Consider the following 18,769-nt stretch of genomic DNA (forward strand, 5'->3'; position numbering starts at 1 on the left):
AATAAAATAAAGAGTAACATCTTTAGAATATAGAAAAAGCTATCCATTCGTGGATAGCTTTTTTTTTATCCTATTTTATCCTATCTTTTAACTGTAAATCAAATGACTAACTCTAATAATTAACTTCATGAAAAGAATTCCATTTCTAGTTTTTTTTCTGATTATTAGCTTATCAGCTTTTTCTCAGGTTACGACCTCTAACATTAAAGGACTTGTGTTGGATGCTAATTCTGTGCCGCTTCCTGGTGCTAATATTTTGGCAGTACATACTCCTACAGGTACAAATTATGGTGCAGCTTCAAATTTTGATGGTAGATTTAACTTATTGAATCTAAGAATCGGAGGGCCCTATACCATAACAATAAGTTTTATTGGCTATCAGGAACAAACTTTAAAAGAAGTGTATCTTTCGCTGGGTAATACTTTAAATTTGGATATTGTTTTAATAGAGAATAGTCAGGAATTGGATGCAGTTGTAATTCAAGGTTCACGTACTGGAACTTTTGGAAGTGATCGTACAGGTGCGGAAACTAGCGTGGGGCGACGGGAGATAACGCGTTTGCCAACGATTTCAAGATCGGCTGCCGATTTTACCAGATTAGAACCTTCGGCAAGTGGTAATTCATTTGGAGGTAGAAACGATCAGTTTAATAACTTTTCATTGGACGGAGCTATTTTTAATAATCCTTTTGGCTTGGATTCCCCGACACCAGGAGGGCAAACCGATGCTCAACCAATTTCTTTAGATGCTATCGATCAAATTTCGGTAGCTACTGCACCTTATGATGTAACGCAATCAGGTTTTACCGGCGCATCGGTAAATGCGGTTACAAAAAGTGGTACAAATGAATTTCATGGTACGGTTTACGGTTTTTTTAGGAATGAAGATTTAACAGGAGGTAAAATTAATGGAGAAGAAGTTACAAAACCAGATTTAGAACAGCTTCAATATGGTTTAAGTATTGGTGGACCTATCATTAAAAACAAATTGTTTTTCTTTGCTAATTTTGAAATTGATGATAGAAATGATTTGGGATCCAACGGTTGGGTTCCAAATACCGCATCAGGTGCTGTAAATGAATCTAGAGTACTGGAAACAGATTTGATTAATGTACAGAATGCACTGGCAACGCTAGGTTATGATACTGGAGCATATGAAGGCTTCACTTTTGGTTCTAATTCTACTAAAGGTATTTTTAAATTAGACTGGAATATTAATGATAATAACCGTTTGGCTGTAATTTATAATTTTTTAGATGCTTCAAAAGAAAAACCAGCACATCCAACAGCATTGGGTGTTAGAGGACCTAGTTTTTCTACCTTGCAATTCCAGAATTCAGGATATGAAATTAATAATAAATTAAATTCAGTTCAGTTAGAATTGAATTCTAATTTCACCGATGAAATCACCAATAAATTGCAGGCAGGATATTCGCATTTTGATGATTTTAGAAATCCATTTTCTAAGCCAGCACCTGTTATTACCATTCAGGATGGTGCAGGGGCTAATTATATTATAGCTGGTCATGAGCCGTTCTCAATAAATAATTTATTAGACCAAAAGGTGTTTCAATTCACCGATAATTTAAATATCACCAAAGGGAGTCATACGTTTACCGTTGGTGTTTCTTTTGAGAAATTTGAATTTGCAAACTCCTTCAATCTTGTAAATTATGAATCGTTTAATTTTGGAATTTTTCCTTATTATGGGATCTTTAGTCCATATCCCAATGTTCAGACATTTTTAGATAACGCACAACCGGGAGGGGTTGTAGAACAGTATTTAGCAGCCACTCAAAATGCATACGATACATTTAATTCTAATGGAACAGGTAACGACGGTGGTTGGAAACTAGCCGAGTTAAATGTAGGACAATTATCATTCTATGTGCAGGATGAATGGAATGTTTCAGATGCCTTTAAATTGACATATGGTGTTCGATTTGATAAACCTCTATATTTCAATACTGCAGATTTAATTCAAAAGTATATTGATACCGATAACGGTGCTACAAGAGATAATTCTGTGCTTTATTACAACCCAAACAAAAAAGAAGAGGTTACTTTTGACTCAACCACCTTGCCAAACAATAATTGGTTGATTTCTCCTAGAGTTGGATTTAATTGGGATATTAATGATGAAGCAAAAACTCAAATAAGAGGTGGTTCAGGATTATTTACAGGTCGTTTCCCTTTCGTATGGTTGGGGAATCAGGTAAGTGGAGCCGACGATGGATTCTTTCAGTTTGTTGATCCGGATTACAAATGGCCACAAGTATGGAGAACCAACATAGGTGCCGATCACAGATTTGAAAATGGTTTAACACTTACAGCCGATATCTCTTATACAAAAGATATAAATGGTGCTCATGTTCAAAATTGGGGACATAGAGAACCATCAGCAACCTTAAATGCACCTGAAGATAACAGACCATTTTATTTAGATAGCGACAAGGGTAATAATGCTTATGTTTTTACAAATACAGATAAAGGTCGAATTTGGAATACAACTATTAAAGCTCAAAAAACTTTTGGAAACGGGTATTTTACCAGCTTGGCATATAATTACCTAAATTCAAAAGATGTTAATTCAATTGAGGCAGAAATCACAGGAGATGCCTTCGATTTTAACCCAGTATCTGGTAACGTTAATGCAGATGTATTATCATATTCAAAATATGGAGATACTCACAGATTTGTTGCTATAGCCAGTAAAAAGTGGACGTATGGAAATGATAAATGGGCTACAACGATTTCTACATTTGGAGAATATGCTCAGGGAGGACGTTTTAACTATACTTACGCAGGAAATATTAATGGAGATAGTTCAACCCAAAATAACGATTTAATTTACATTCCAACTGCCAGTGAATTACAACAAATGCAGTTTTCTGGTGCAGGACAGGCAGAAGCCTATGAAAGATTTATAGAACAAGATAAGTACTTGAGTGATAACAGAGGGAAATATTTTAATCGATACGGGGCTTTGGCTCCATGGAGAAGCCGATGGGATATAAAAATTCTACAAGATTTAAATTTCAACGTAGGGGGGGATAAAACGAATACTTTACAACTTAGTATAGATGTATTAAACTTTGGGAATTTAATTAATTCCCATTGGGGTGTCGTAGAGCAGCCAAATAATTTATCACCTATAAGTGTTGATACCTCTGGAGGTTCACCGGTGTATACTTTTGATTCTTCTTTAACCAAATCTTTTGGATATGATTCTAGTCTAGCTTCGAGATGGCAAGCTCAGTTTGGTTTGCGCTACATTTTCTAGAATAAAGAATAATATATTATTAAATTTGCGCTCTTAATATCATGAGCGCTTTTTTTTTGCAATCGGATGTTTAGAAATTGAATCAGAATAAAAATATACTATGAAGTATTCGCGACTTACAAAAGAGCAATTTGAAGAATTACACCAGGAGTTTATTAACTTTTTAGCAACCCAGTCTATTACAGCAGACGAATGGACGAATCTTAAAGCTAATAAACCAGAGTTAGCAGAAGCTGAATTAGATGTGTTTAGCGATTTAATCTGGGAAGGTGTATTAAACAAAGCTGAATATTTAGAGCATATATCGCCACAACATATGTATTTATTTCATTTAGATGAAGACGAGATGCACGCCATTGTGTTAAATATTAAGAATGATGATGTTGATATAACAACAGAAGAAGGTTATGCCTGGCTGCGTGAAAATTTAATGGATGAAAATGTAGAGTTTTTGCAAGCTGATAAAGACTATACCGACGACAAGAATTTAGATAAGTTTAAAATGATTGAGCAAGGCGCAGTAATAACAAAAGGCGATTTGTTTAAATATTTTAATAAGCTTATCAACTAAAATATGTCATTCCTGCGAAGGCAGGAATCTTATTCAAATTAAACTCTTATTTTTGTCGCTTCGAGGATTTGATATTAAGAAGAGCAAATATTATTTGCGGTAAACTTCGAGAAGCATTTTTTTATTATTAACCTTAACCAAGATACCTGCCTGCGCAGGCATTTAATATGGCTCAAAAACCAAGCATTCCAAAAGGAACGAGAGATTTTAATCCGGAACAAGTCGCAAAACGCAACTATATATTTAACACCATTCGTGGTGCATTCGAAACGTTTGGGTTTCAACCTATTGAAACACCTAGCTTTGAAAACTCGGATACCTTAATGGGAAAGTATGGAGATGAAGGCGATAGACTTATTTTTAAGATTTTAAATTCTGGAGATTATTTATCAAAAGCAGATAATGTAGCTTACGAAACAAAAGACTCGTTAAAGTTAACATCGAGTATCTCTGAAAAAGCGTTGCGTTACGATTTAACCGTGCCTTTTGCGCGTTATGTTGTGCAACACCAAAGTGAAATCGAGTTTCCATTTAAGCGTTATCAGATTCAACCTGTTTGGAGAGCCGATAGACCTCAAAAAGGACGTTTTAGAGAGTTTTATCAGTGTGATGCCGATGTTGTTGGTAGCGATTCGCTTTGGCAAGAGGTGGAGTTTATTCAGTTATACGATGCGGTTTTTACAGCTTTAAAATTAGAATGCGTAACGATAAAAATTAATAACCGTAAGATTTTATCTGGTATTGCCGAAGTTATTGGTGCTCACGATAAGTTAATCGATTTTACGGTGGCTTTAGATAAGCTGGATAAAATTGGAGAGGAGAATGTAAAAGAAGAAATGCGTTCAAAAGGGATTTCAGAAGAGGGTATTTCTAAATTACAGCCATTATTTTCTTTATCAGGGTCGTTTGAATCTCAAATTGAATCTTTAAAATCAATTTTATCATCTTCGGAAGAAGGAACAAAAGGAATTGAAGAATTAGCTTTTATTAACCAAGCCATTTCAGAATTAGGATTAAATACCGCCGCTTTACAGTTAGATGTGACTTTAGCTAGAGGACTTAACTATTATACCGGAGCTATTTTTGAAGTAGCTGCACCAAAGTCCGTTCAAATGGGGTCGATTGGCGGTGGTGGTCGTTACGATGACTTAACAGGTATCTTCGGACTTCAAAATGTAAGTGGTGTAGGGATTAGTTTTGGTTTAGATCGTATTTACTTGGTATTAGAGGAGTTGAATTTATTCCCGGAAACCGTAACTAAAAATGTAGAAGTTCTTTTCATAAACTTTGGTGATGAAGAAGCATTATTCAGTTTAAACGCTATAAAAGCTTTACGTGAAAATGGCATCAAAGCTGAATTGTATCCGGATTCAGCTAAAATGAAAAAGCAAATGAATCATGCGAATAAACGCTTGATTCCTTATGTGGTATTAGTTGGAGAAGAGGAGATGATATCGAATACTTTCACGCTTAAAAACATGAGTACGGGTGAACAACACAAATTGAATATAGAAGAATTAATATCTCAGATAAAATAAGAAAAAAGCTCTAAAGAAATTTAGAGCTTTTTTTAGTTAATTATGAAAAGTGACTAACTCAAATAATTAAACATCTTAGCAGAGTGTCTTTGTTTATTGATTAGTGAATAATGAGTTGTTTTGTGGTTTGGCCGATATCTGTAATTACATTGACAAAAACCAATTGGCTACCCATTTGGTGAATGGGCACTTTTATGTGAGTGTCATTTATATTCCTAGTTGAAAATAATCTTTGACCATTGACATTTGTTAAAGCGATTTCTTTTATAGAAGTCAAACCGTTGGTGTCGATATATAATTCTTTAGAATTTCTTAAATATTGAATTTTTGTGTTTTTTAAGATTTCATCTTCGGTAGATAGTGTTTTAGCAGCAGATGTTGATGATATTGTGTTTTCACTTTTAAAAGCTAAATAAAATCTATCGTCGTGTTCTCCTTTTGTAACATGAGATTTAAAATTTGAGTCATTTATACGAGTATAGGTGTTTTCTTTTTTGTCGTAAATAAAGACATCAATTGGGGTGTCGAAGTTTTCTAAGCGGTTAAATGAGATGAAAAAATCTTCTTCGGTTGACATGAATAGCCATAGAGGATATTTTTTAGAATCATCATAAGCTCCAACGGCTTGAATAGTGCAGTTTAAATCATTAATTACCCAATTTAAATCATAAGGGTATTGAGTATAATTAATAGCATCGTAGCCGTAATCGTAATTGTCTGTAGCTGAATTGTCTTTTGTGAAACTAAACAGTAAAGGTCTCGTTAATTTGCCAGGAACAGTAAAATCTATTCTTACTCTTTGTATGTTTTGTGAGAGTAGTTTTGTTGTTAACGAACTACCTAAAAAAAACAACAGAAAGCATAAGTGTAATTTTCGTATCATAGGGCTTCAGGTTATGGTTGATTTGTATGCTAATATATGGATTTTTATAAATAAAATCGATAAAATAACAAATTTATCGACAAAAAGCATTTTATTTGTAGGAATAAAACTTCTTTTAAAGAGGTGGGGATAAAAAAAGACTATCTCATATGAGATAGTCTTTTTAGGTTTTTAATAAAAAGGCTACTTATTTTACTACAATTTTTTTGGATATATTGCTGTTAGAAGTAGTAATGTTAACAATGTAGCTGCCTTGGGCAATATCATTATTAAGAGGAATTCTAATTTCATTAGAATCAAAATTCATATTCGTTTTGTTCCAAAGATTTATGGTTTGACCTAAAATGTTGATTAACTGAATTTGTTTTACTTCAACATTTGTTGGTAAATTAACATCAATTTCTTTGGCATTATGTAAGTAACTAACTTGAATTTTATTTAAATCTTCATTAACTGTTGATAGCGTTTTTAGATCTTTATTAATAAAGGTTACATAAAATCTATCTTTATACAGACCTGTATCTAAGGTAATATTGAATGTTGAATTTTTATCGTTGATTTTAGTATAAGTACCCAACAAACTATCATAAATATAAACTTTGGTACTTGGCTCTAAATTTTCAAAAGACTTGATTGAAATTTCAAAAGAACCTCCTTTGTTAGTGTAAATAGTGAATGGGTATTGTTTGTTTTCATCAAATTTACCTACGGCCTGAATTATAAGTTTATCACCATTCAATGCAAAAGTCATATCGTTTGGTAACGGATCGAACACTTTGGCGTCAAAACCATAATCATAACCATCGCTAGCTTCATTATTAGGGGTGAATGCTAATATTAAATTACGTGTACCACTATCGCTCTTAAATTTAAATCTAATGCGTTGAATATTATATTCGTTTATTGCATTTTGGCTTGTTGATGTTTTAGAATCTTTCCCTGTGTTAGCAGTTTTGTATAATTGAGCACCGGTGGTGGTTGCCAAAACAGGTTCTCTCTTAAATTCCCTTTGACTATTTCTAAATTCAATATTAGAAGTTATTTTATTAGTTCCAGCAGAGGTTACATAGAATCCTTGAGCAACAGGAATATGATCAACAGGGATTCTGTCAGAACTACCTTGTCCACTAATATAAAAACCATCTTCTGTTAGTAAAGGTGTAGTAACAGCTTCAAGTCCACCCGCTAATGTATATGTGGCATAACCAGCTTGGTAATCTTTCAAAATATGTGTGTTATTGGTGTCATAATGTATCCAGAAATAAAGTGTACCTTCTATACTTCCGGTTGTGTTATTATGTGCTACTGTTGGTTGATTTAAAGGATTTAATTTAGGAATATTATCCTTAATAAACTCTCTAGCGTAAATAGCTGATGCATAAGGGTTTCCTATTAGAGTGTGGTTTCCATCTCCAACGGTATTTGTAATTGTACCATTATGCGGTTGTCCTCTAAATGTATAATTTTGGTGTTTCTCATTTGTTCCACTACCTTTTAATGTATATCCTAATCCAGCTTTTAACCTGGTGTAAGCATCCATATGCACCCATGCAGAATAAGTGTTACCTGGAGCATCTTGATAAGACCATAACCAATATCTAGCAGAACTGATAGGAGAGGTAGGCTTACCATCATAGCCTCCAATCCAATTAATTCTTTGCTCGTTTTGTGTAGTACCGTCAAGCATATTGTAAATTGGAACAAATGGCATATTATTGGTCGTCGTACTTCGAATACCTACAGGAGAACCCCAGTAATTAAAATTAAATATATTACTAGTCCCTTGCTGATCTCGCTCTAAGAATCCATTTCCAGCAACATCTAAAATACTTTCGTTAAACTGCCTTGTAGTAAAGCTTTGAGTGTCTGTTCCATAATTAATATAGTCGCCATATCGTTTTTGAACCAATTGAGATTCTCCTACTAAATCAATAAGACCATCTAGCCATAGATAATGTGTCACCCATAAACCTTGTCCATCATTGGTTTCATCAAAAGGAGGTGTTGGGTCCTGTATGGTGAGTTCGTATCCAGAATTAACAAGTAGTCCTAAAACCGTAATGTCTTTATTTCCAGACTGTACATTATTTATAATTTTTACAATATTCCAGTCAATCATATCTCCATTTATACCAACACCATTCGGAATATCCCAAACCACAGGTTCTTTCCATGTAGTATTGGTTGTCCATAATCCATCAGTTTTTGTAACGTAAGGAAGAGGAGCTGATTCTATTTGACTTGTTGTAATATTTCTAAGTCTACCATTAACACCTTTATAAGCATCCAAATCACCACAAGTAATAGTGCTCATTCTGTAATAGCCTATTAAGTTGTTCCAAGTTAACAAATCGTCTTCATTACCATCATTATCCACATCAGGCCCATAAATTTTGGTAGGTATTACAATACCTCCAACGTCAGTACCTAAGGCGTCAATTTCCTGATTCATCATTTGTCTAATATGTTCAGGTGTTAAAGCTTTATTCCAAATTCTAAGTTCGTCCATCCAACCTTCAAAATAATTAACGGGATCATTAGGAGGCGATTGGTCCATGGCTCCCAGTAGGGCTTCAATGTTTGTTGGTGTAGAGGCTGGAACCATTCCATTAGCGGAGTTTAGTTCAATGCCATCAACGTAAAGGGTATAGGTGCTACCATCGAAAGTTACTGCTAAATGATACCATCTGCTTGTGTCTACAACATTGGCTCCAGAGGTAACAGTACCTGAGTTTGTTCCATTAAACCAATTGAATTGAACTTGTCCATTTACAATACTGAAATCATAACCGTTTGTATTGTTTCCAAAATCTTTTCTTGAAAAGACGGTTCTTTTGTTGTTTACGGCATCTGGTTTTACCCATACTTCAATACTAAAATCGTTATTTAAATTATTAATAGCATCATAGTTATTTCTGAATGTAACATAATCGTTAGTACCATCAAAGTCTATAGTAGGACACTCAACAATAGTTACCTTAATTTCATCATAACACGCTTTTGCATCCTGAAGGGTCCATCTTAAAGTGTAAGTTCCCGGATCGGCTGTGAAAATGGCATTAGGATCTGTAACGCTTGAGAATGTTGCCGAATTTCCACACGATGTTGAGCTGGAATTTACTATAGACCATTGACCCGTAACGCCTGTCCCTAAATATTTTACAGGATCATCGGCGGTTAAACCTGCAGGAACAACGTATAAATTTTCTTCCCAAGCGCCATTATCAAAATTATATTTTGCATTTCTGGTATTATCGTAGGCTCTAAGTTGTAAATTGTTTTCACCACATTCACTGGTAACAGGAGTGTAATCTTGACCAGCATATGCTAAACTGGTATAAACGTTTACAAAGTTAGTTCCAGAATCGTTGTCTGTTCTACATCCGTTTACCAAGGTTGTAACGCCATATTCTCTTTGCCCAGGTGTTCTGGGGGTTACGGTTAAAGACTCACCTCTTACGATAACATTTCCTTCTTCGTCTGTCCATTCTAATTCATCTTCTACTTGGGCGTAAGCAAATCCAATGGCATCTATAGCCCATCCACTCGCAACTTTTTCAGCCTTATTACAATTTAAATTATTTGGATTGGAAAACATTGAAGGGCCCGCATCTCCACAATCAGATGTACTTCCTACAAATGTAAATTTAACACGAAGTCCCGATAGACCAGTGTAAGCACCTAAATTTATGGTTGCGGGAAGCATTCTCGGATCTGTTCTTCCAATACATTTTCCTCCAGTACCAGTCGTTAAAACAACTCCAGAAGTGGTTGTTCCCCCAACAGTAGAATCGAAATCATAACCTTCTACAGTTGTTAAGGTTTCTGAATATGTGTTTCCGGAATCGAAAGACAATTCTATTTTTCCGTAACCACCATTACAGAAATAAAAACTAGTATTAAAACTCATGATTGCTTCAGCAGAGGTCATTCCTATTGTTGAAAACACAGGAGTTTCCAGTGTTGTTGTGTTACCAACACCGTTGGCCATCGCAAATTTAGAATTGTCTGTAGTGTCATAATTAATACCACTAAATGTTTGGTTATTATTAGAATTTGTTTCTTTCCATGTAGGTTGTGTTGTTGTATTTCCACTCGCTGGAAAAAAACCATCAATTCCATCAACTCGCCATCCATCAGGTTGTGCATAATTAAACTCTCCTCCTTCACCAAATTGTCCATTAGGTTGATTAAAGAAACTCTCAGCATTTATAGTAACACTCTCATTTAAACAAATATCTAAAGCCGAGTGGCTTACAATAATTGGTGGCTCATCAGGAGGTAAAAATCTAACATAAGCTTCGGCTGATGTCTGTATAACATTTGCATCTTCAGCATCTTCCAAGACAAGTCTAACGAAAGTGTCTCCTGTTAAATTAGTAATGGTGTGTGTTAGCAGACCTGATGTGTTGTTTATTTTTATCCAGTTTTCGCCATTATCGGTAGAATATTCCCAATATAAAACTTGTGAAGCTTGTAAATCATAACCATTAACCGGACTTAAAGTAAATTGAACATCTCGAGGTGTTGTAATTCCACCTGGGCATGCTGTAGCCTCTATTAAAGCACTGGCAGGATCTCCGTTAAGAGGAATGATTTGTCCAGTGAGGTAGGTGTTATTGTTTTTTGGTGGTTCTACAGTAACGGTAGCTGTACAAGAAGCTTCATTGTTATTATTATCTTTAACTGTTAGAGTTACAGGAATAGTATAAACATTGCCAGTAGGGTCGGCATCGAATTCGTATTGAGACAAACTGTAAGATTGAATGCCACAGGCATCGTAAGATCCATTATCGATATTTGAGGCTGTAATTACAGCTTTTCTTGTTAAAGCATCAACAACAACAACATAGTTTTTACATATAGCTTGAGGAGCTGTATCATCAATAACGGTTACCGTTGTTGAGGTGCTATTGGTTCTACCGGCGTTATCTTTTACAGTGTAGGTTACTGTATTCGTACCAACATTACTACAATCAAATGATGACGGTGTAACAGATCCTATAAAAAAGCCGCAATTATCACTTGAACCACCTTCAATATCTAACGGAGAAACATTAACAGTTCCTGTGGTTGCACTTAAATAAACAGTTATTGGTTTAGCTACTGCCACAGGATCTTCATCGTCAGTAACGGTTACGTTTTGTGTACAGGTATTAGTGTTTCCATGACCGTCATCTACCGTCCAGGTTACTATTGTTAATCCCGTTGGAAATAAGGCAGGTGCATTATTTGTTATTAACAGATCGGCCGAGTTTGTACAATTGTCGGAAACATCAGGAAGCTCTAAGTTTACAGCGGTCTCACAATTGCCTGAACCATCACTTGAGGTTGTTACATTAACAGGGCCTTGACAAGCAATGCTTGGTTTAGTTATATCTTTAAGCGTTATGGTAAATGAAGTTGACTCAGAGTTACCGTTACCATCGTTGGCTGTAATTGTTATTAGTTGCGTACTATTATGACCACTTATAATTGTTCCAATAGCTGGAGTCTGAGTTTTAGTAATACTTCCGGTTACTGTACAATTATCATTAGCAGTAGTAAGTGCAGTATAATTAGGAATTCTAAAATTACAAGAGGTATCTAAATTTTCATTGCGATCAGAAATGGCGGTTAGCGTTGGTTTGGTAGTGTCGTCAACTATAATATTTTGTGTTAGTGTTGAACTATTACCATTACCATCATTAAATGTCCATGTTACTACTGTTGTTCCTTGCGTATTTCTTGTTAAAGATTTATTTGGGGTTCCATTTATAGTTCCTCCACAATTATCGGTTGCTGTAGGCACGGTAGTAATTGTTGCCGAACATTGCCCAGTTACGTCTGGTAAAGAGGTTGCGTCTGGGGTCGGGTTGGTTACATCCTCTACAATTACATTTTGAGGGACAATGATAGAGTTTCCGTTACCATCATCAAATGTCCAGTTAATCACAAAGGTTCCTTGTGTATTATAAGTTAAAGGATCAGATGTTGTACCTGTAATGGTTCCGGCACAGGCATCAGTAGTTGTAGGAGCTGTAGCCGTAGCAGAACATTCACCTGTAATATCGGCAAGAGAAGGAGTAATCGGGTTGGTTACATCCTCTACAATTACATTTTGAGGGACAATGATAGAGTTTCCGTTACCATCATCAAATGTCCAGTTAATCACAAAGGTTCCTTGTGTATTATAAGTTAAAGGATCAGATGTTGTACCTGTAATGGTTCCGGCACAGGCATCAGTAGTTGTAGGAGCTGTAGCCGTAGCAGAACATTCACCTGTAATATCGGCAAGAGAAGGAGTAATCGGGTTAGTTACATCCTGTGTTGTTATTTCTAATGTGGCAACGTTATTATATAACTCATCAGTTACTTCAAAAGAAACAGAGTAAGTGTGTCCAATTTCTGGGGTGAAGTTTGTTGATGTTCCGGATATTGTAGTAGTTGTTGAGTCGGTTAGATCTGTAATAGTCCATTCATAATTAACAGTGCCAGTGGTTGTTCCTGAATGATTTCCTTGGAGAGATACCAAGGTACAAGCTTCAGCTAGATATGAAGCAGCTGTGGTTGGTAATGTGATTTCAGCATTTAAACTTCCCCCAGACGACACTAATTGTGCAAAAGTATAGTTACCTCCTCCAGTACATACGGCATAGTCTATTCCTGAACCCAAAAATATTTCATTGTTGTTAGAACAATTTCCTATGATATTTCCTCCAGTTGCTATGTCAATGACAGCATTTCCATTTGATAGTGTTAAATCTACTTTATTACCATTAAAATCAATATTTCCTCCTGATAGAATATTAAGAGCATTTGTATTTACAGTTATGTTAATATTGCTGCTAGCGCCATTACCTAGAATTAAGGAACCGTCAATAGAAATGCTGTTAATTAAACTTGGGATACTAACTATAGAAGCTACAGTTACAAAATGTGATATGGTAACATTATTTGTGTTATTGAGCCCAGGATATGAAGTAGCTGTACCCCAGGTTGTCCCATCATAATATTGCCAGGTAGATAGACTGGTCCAGTCTCCATCGCTAACAGATCTGTAATCTCCAGCAACATCAATAGGAACTTCCATACTCTTTAACGATTGAGAGGTCGTTTGTCGATAAACAACAGCTGTTTTTAGCTCTTTTTCCACAAAGCGTGCATAATCAGAAAGTGCTCCGTAGTATAATGGAATCGTAGTTGTATTGTATGTTTCTGTTACTCTATTAACATAATAAGTTATGGCATGTAAGTTTAAGCTTAAATAAAGCAAGCCTATGAGAGTAAAAAGGTGTTTAAAGTAATTATGCTTCATAATTAGTTAACGTTTAGGGCGTTGCACAAACAAAAAAAGCCCGTCTATAAAGTAATTTCCATAGACAAGTAATTTTTAGTTTAATTATGCTATTAACCAATCCTTTAAGGGAATGCGTAAAATTAGTGCTACCACGAGGGCATCTCAAAAATACTCGTTGAAATACCTGTTTATTCTTTGGTGTGCAGATTAATATTATCACTTCTTTTTTGGTATTGATTTAGCTTTAGTAAATAGAGATAATCACAATAATAGACTTAGGATTGTGAGTATAAACAATTTACATCGACGAATATAAAACAAAAAAATGTAAAAATATCCATGAAATGCAAAAAAAATCGACAAAATGTTGTTTTTGATTTTAAATGAGTTTGAAAAATGCTCATTAAATCATGTTATTGTTTTAAGATACAATGATGTATTTAATAGGAGTTTTAGAAGTTTGTTTTTTAGGTTAAGGTTATCTTAAATAGGGGATGTTTTCGGGATATCTTATTGGTGTTCAATTTATAAATAGTAGTTTTGTCATGATTTTTAAACAAGAAAACAAAATTTATGAGTCAAGTAAAAGAAAATGATACCGTAAGAGTTCATTACACAGGAAAATTAAGCGATGGTCAAATTTTTGACACCTCTGCTGAAAGAGAACCATTAGAGGCTACCCTTGGACAAGGGCTTTTAATTCCTGGTTTTGAGAAAGCTATCATTGACATGAAAGTTAACGAGAAGAAAACAGTAACTATTCCTATGGAAGACGCTTATGGCGATATTCAACAGGAATTATTTCATAAAGTAGACAACTCGCAATTACCGGAAGAAGTAAAACCTGAAGTAGGAATGGGCTTAGTGTCAAGAAGTGAAGACGGTAGAGAGCATCAATTTAGAGTGGCTCAGGTAAACGAAGACCATATTATTGTAGATGGTAACCACCCATTAGCAGGTCAAGATTTAACTTTTGAATTAGAGTTGATTGAAATCAAATAGTTAAGACTATTTTTTAGATAAATAAAAAGCTTGAGAATTACTCAAGCTTTTTTGTTTTATGAAGTGTGCGCTTTTAGTTGACACTATTACTAAATTGCTCCAGACTATGTGCTTTTAAGTAATTGTCAATACCAATTTTTTCGGCTTCTTTACTAAATTCTTTCGGACTTTTATCGTATTGCTTTTTAAAGCATTTAGAAAAATATTTAGGATCGTTAAATCCAACTGCAAAGGCCGCTTCAGAAATAGAATAGCCAAATTTGGTAATTAATACCGCTGCGCGTTTTAAACGAATTAGTCTAATATAATCCACTAGATTTTTGCCCGTTAATGCCTGACATTTTCTATATAAACTAGAGTAACTCATGTTTAATGATTCGGCTAAGTCTTCAATTTTAAAACCGTCATCATTCAGTTTAGCGTTAATTATAGAAGTCATATTTTCTAAGAAAATCTCATCCTGAGTTTTTTCGGTGTCAATTTCTGGACTACTAATGATTTCTTTGCGGTATTTTGAGATAATATGTTCTTTAGAAGATATAATGTTTTTAACTTTTAATAATAACTCGTTGGTGTTGAATGGCTTGTTAATATACTCAATCGCACCAGATTTCAGTCCCGAAATTTTAGAATTCGTCGAATTTTTGGCGGTTAGCATAATCACAGGAATGTGTTTTGTAAGCGTGTCTTCTTGAAGCATGGCACACATTTCAATACCATCCATTTTAGGCATCATAATGTCGGTTAAAATTAAATCAGGAAAATTACTTTTCGCGTAATGGTAGCCTTCGGCACCGTTTTCTGCTAATAAAATATTATAATCTTTTACTAAAAGTTCTTTCAAAAATGATTGAAGGTCGTAATTGTCCTCAACAATTAAAATGGTTTTTTTAGAAAGGTCTTTTTCAATGGTTTCTTTTAAAGTTTTTGTTGTTTCTTCAGATTCCTCGTTGATAGAATCATTGGAATCATCGGTGACAATCAATTCAGATTCACGATAGGCTTCTTTAGTAATTGGAATCGTGAAAGTGAAAATGGTGCCTTCAACCTGAGAAGATTCCACTTCTATATAGCCTTTGTGTAAATCAACAAGCTCTTTGGTTAGGGCTAATCCAATACCTGAACCTTTATTTTTCTTATTGGTTTTCGACTGGTAAAATAGATTGAAAATAAGTTCTAATTCATCCTTTGGAATGCCGGAGCCCGTATCGGAAACCGAAACTTTAATTTGCTTTTTAGAATCGATAGGAATCACGTTAAGCTGAACATTTCCTTCCTTGGGCGTGAATTTGAAAGCATTGGAAAGTAAATTGTAAATAACGTGCTCTATTTTTTCTTTGTCGTACCAAGCTGAATGCAGATTTTTAGGGCAGTTTATAGCAAAGTCGATGCGTTTTTTTCGGGCCAGCTCTTTAAACGACACCGATATTTCCTCAATATGATTATAAAGGTTGTTTTTAGTGGCTAAAAGTTTAAGTTCGTTTAATTCCTTGTTGCGGATTAAAGTCAACTCTCTTGCTATTTTAGAAAGGCGTTTGCTGTTGTTTTCAATGATTTTTAAACGCTGATTGAGTAACATATTGCCGTTCTCTTGAGAGCGTTTTAGCATATCGTCTAAGGGGCCTAAAATTAGAGTAATTGGTGTTTGTATTTCATGCGACATTTTTGCGAAAAAGTTCATTTTCAAGTCGTAAAGTTCATTTTCTTTTCTGTGGTTAAGTTTTTCAACCAGTAATTTATTCTTTAATAAATACCATTTTCTTGAAGCGTAAATAACTAAACACAAAAGAATGAAATAAATAATATATGCCGTTGGGCTCTGCCATATAGGAGGAGCAATATGTACGGCAATTTGTTTTGGAGGAATATTCCAATTGTCTTTTTTTGTGCCAGCCTTGACCTCGAAAACATAATTGCCATAAGGAATGTTTGTATATGTCGCTAAGCGTTCCTGACCACTAATAATCCAGTTGTCGTTAAAACCTTTTAAACGGTAAGCATAGTGGTACTTAGGATCCAGAACATTATCAATAGCTGAGAATTTAAATGAAAATGAAGACTGGTTTGATTTTAATTTTAAAGGCAGCGTATTGTATGCAGCCAGACTTCCGTATTCTGGCATTAATTGTTCAATAGGTTGATTCAGAATTTCTATGGTGTTGATGAAGAGTTGAGGCGTGCTTTCTTTTTTGCTTATTTTATTAGGGTCGAAATAATTTAATCCATTATTACCACCAAAATAAAGCATGCCTTTTGAGTCTTTAAACGCGCATCGAGATAAAAAGATATTGTCTTGAAGACCATCAGAACTGTAATACGATTTTACGTTTAAAGTTTTGGTGTTTAGATGAAAAATACCGCTGCTAGAGCTTAACCATAAATTATTGTTATCCTGCTTTATAACAGCAGTTAGATTAGTGTCTTTTGAGATGTTAATATCATTTACAGCTGAAAAGGTGTTGGCTTGAATATCAAATTTAACAAGATGACCTTCATTGTTTATAAGCCAAAGTGTACCAGGTGTTCCTGTCGTCATGGATTTTACAGAGGAAATGGTGACTTCATTCGATTTTTTTTTGTGAGAAACGTTAGAGAATGATGAAGCTCTAAGGTTGTTAGGATTTTCATTAAATTTGAACAATCCGCCATTGTAGAACCCCAACCATATTGTTCCATTGTTGTCTTCAAGGATACTTTCAGCAATATTTCCCTGTAAACCATTGGTGTTGTTTTCAAAGGAAACTAATAGTTCTTTTTCGGAATTGTAAATGTTTAAGGAAATATTAGAGCTAATCCAAATACGACCTTGAGAATCTGTAAAAACTGTTCTTACATCGGTTGCTTCTTGATTTTTAGCGTTTAAGATATCTATTTTATCGAAGGTTTCTTGCTTTGTATCATGGAACCACAAGCCGTTGCGATAGGTTCCGAACCAAATATTTTGATTTAGATCTTCGGTGATGGATTGAATGTAAAATCCACGGCTAAGTGCTAGATTGTTGAAATATTGGTTTTCTGTAGTTTTTCCTGAAGCATCAAAAGCAACTTTAGTTAATCCGGAACCGTCAGTACCAATCCATAAATCATTCTTGCTGCTTTTGTAAATGCTTAAAATTCGTTGTGGGGTATGGTTGGCCGATCCTTCATGATAATTAATGTTGTTATCAACATTAGGTAACACAGAGAGCTTTCCGTAGTTGGTACAAATCCATAAGTTTTTATGGCTATCTTCATTAATATCTAAAATAGTGTTGCTACCAAGAGAGAATTCGTTGGCATCCTGTTTAAAAAACAAATTAATATCACCGGTATAGGGGTTGATTTTATATAATCCGCCACCATCTGTCCCGCCCCAGATATAACCATCGCTGTCGTTATATAGGGTTAAAAACACTTCCTTATTTACGTTATATTTTTCACCATTAAACAGGTCATCATGAATAAACTGCTTTTTTAAATCATCGTAAACAAAGATACCATAGGTTTCAGTGCCAATCCAAAGTCTATCATTTTTATCGGTTGTTAAAATAATTCCACCTGGATAATCGGTATATAGTCCAACCAATTCATTTTGGGCATTTGAACTTAGATTGTAATTATAAATTTTACCGTTTTCGGTACTGATGTAAATATTGTCAGGCGTTGTTAAAGCAATGTTTTTTATGTTTTTAACAGGTATGTTGTTATTGAAAATCTGAGTTATACTGTCGGTTTTAGAATCGTTATGTCTGTATATTAAGCCTTGAGTTGTTGCTAACCATAAATTATGGTCTTTGTAGTATAAGGTTTTTATTTTCGCATGGTTAACAAGTGAGTTGAAATTTTTAAACTCCCCTTCTTTAGTGTCGAATTTCACAAGAGCTCCATTAAATGAGCTCATCCATAAATCGTAGTTGTTATCCACAACGATAGTTTCTACACGGTCGTTATTTTCTTTGAATATGATATGGTTGGGAATTGATTTGTAGTTATAACCATCGTATATCATAATGCCACTTGAGGAGAGCATCCAAATATTACCTAGTTTATCTTGAACGGTTTTTGAGACAAACGTGGTTTTGTTATTAATTGTAGGTATTAATGGTTTAAAATTGATATGACTTTGGGAAAAACCAAATGTAGTTAAGCATAGCAGTACACCAAGTATTTTGTATGTTTTAATCGAATGCATGTACTTGTTTTTAGGATTTACAAAAATTAATCCAAAAGGACT

The 18,769-nt window shown here is 34.6% G+C and carries 7 protein-coding genes; 4 read left to right on the forward strand and 3 right to left on the reverse strand.

The window, feature by feature from the left end; all coding sequences use genetic code 11:
- Nucleotides 1-127 precede the first annotated feature (127 nt).
- The 3 genes from ICJ84_RS15935 (at nt 128) to hisS (ending at nt 5,392) form a co-directional block, all read left to right on the forward strand.
- Nucleotides 128-3,283, forward strand: coding sequence for an outer membrane beta-barrel protein (locus ICJ84_RS15935; RefSeq protein WP_188217416.1), 3,156 nt, complete (start codon nt 128-130; stop codon nt 3,281-3,283).
- Between the two features lie 100 nt (nt 3,284-3,383).
- On the forward strand, nt 3,384-3,854 hold the full coding sequence (locus ICJ84_RS15940; protein WP_188217417.1) for a DUF6495 family protein: 471 nt from the start codon (nt 3,384-3,386) through the stop codon (nt 3,852-3,854).
- A 167-nt stretch (nt 3,855-4,021) separates the two neighbouring features.
- On the forward strand, nt 4,022-5,392 hold the full coding sequence (gene hisS, locus ICJ84_RS15945; protein WP_188217418.1) for a histidine--tRNA ligase: 1,371 nt from the start codon (nt 4,022-4,024) through the stop codon (nt 5,390-5,392).
- A gap of 100 nt (nt 5,393-5,492) precedes the next feature.
- On the opposite strand, the gene ICJ84_RS15950 is transcribed toward hisS, so the two are convergent.
- Nucleotides 5,493-6,275, reverse strand: coding sequence for a hypothetical protein (locus ICJ84_RS15950; RefSeq protein ID WP_188217419.1), 783 nt, complete (start codon nt 6,273-6,275; stop codon nt 5,493-5,495).
- Nucleotides 6,276-6,462: 187 nt separating this feature from the next.
- The gene (locus ICJ84_RS15955; protein ID WP_188217420.1) at nt 6,463-13,572 is read right to left on the reverse strand and encodes a LamG-like jellyroll fold domain-containing protein; all 7,110 of its coding nucleotides are present in this window, start codon (nt 13,570-13,572) and stop codon (nt 6,463-6,465) included.
- A gap of 555 nt (nt 13,573-14,127) precedes the next feature.
- Between ICJ84_RS15955 and ICJ84_RS15960 the strand changes: the two genes are divergently transcribed.
- Nucleotides 14,128-14,556, forward strand: coding sequence for an FKBP-type peptidyl-prolyl cis-trans isomerase (locus ICJ84_RS15960; protein WP_188217421.1), 429 nt, complete (start codon nt 14,128-14,130; stop codon nt 14,554-14,556).
- A 73-nt stretch (nt 14,557-14,629) separates the two neighbouring features.
- Here ICJ84_RS15960 and ICJ84_RS15965 read toward each other — a convergent pair whose 3' ends face one another.
- Nucleotides 14,630-18,727, reverse strand: coding sequence for an ATP-binding protein (locus ICJ84_RS15965; protein WP_188217422.1), 4,098 nt, complete (start codon nt 18,725-18,727; stop codon nt 14,630-14,632).
- Nucleotides 18,728-18,769 lie beyond the last annotated feature (42 nt).

The organism is Aestuariibaculum suncheonense (assembly GCF_014596935.1).
In the GTDB taxonomy this organism is placed as follows: domain Bacteria; phylum Bacteroidota; class Bacteroidia; order Flavobacteriales; family Flavobacteriaceae; genus Aestuariibaculum; species Aestuariibaculum suncheonense.

Excerpts from the sequence above, each read along its gene's own strand:
- ICJ84_RS15935 (WP_188217416.1), top strand. The coding sequence starts at position 128 with ATGAAAAGAATTCCATTTCTAGTTTTTTTTCTGATTATTAGCTTATCA.
- ICJ84_RS15940 (WP_188217417.1), top strand. The coding sequence starts at position 3,384 with ATGAAGTATTCGCGACTTACAAAAGAGCAATTTGAAGAATTACACCAG.
- hisS (WP_188217418.1), top strand. The coding sequence starts at position 4,022 with ATGGCTCAAAAACCAAGCATTCCAAAAGGAACGAGAGATTTTAATCCG.
- ICJ84_RS15950 (WP_188217419.1), bottom strand. The coding sequence starts at position 6,275 with ATGATACGAAAATTACACTTATGCTTTCTGTTGTTTTTTTTAGGTAGT.
- ICJ84_RS15955 (WP_188217420.1), bottom strand. The coding sequence starts at position 13,572 with ATGAAGCATAATTACTTTAAACACCTTTTTACTCTCATAGGCTTGCTT.
- ICJ84_RS15960 (WP_188217421.1), top strand. The coding sequence starts at position 14,128 with ATGAGTCAAGTAAAAGAAAATGATACCGTAAGAGTTCATTACACAGGA.
- ICJ84_RS15965 (WP_188217422.1), bottom strand. The coding sequence starts at position 18,727 with ATGCATTCGATTAAAACATACAAAATACTTGGTGTACTGCTATGCTTA.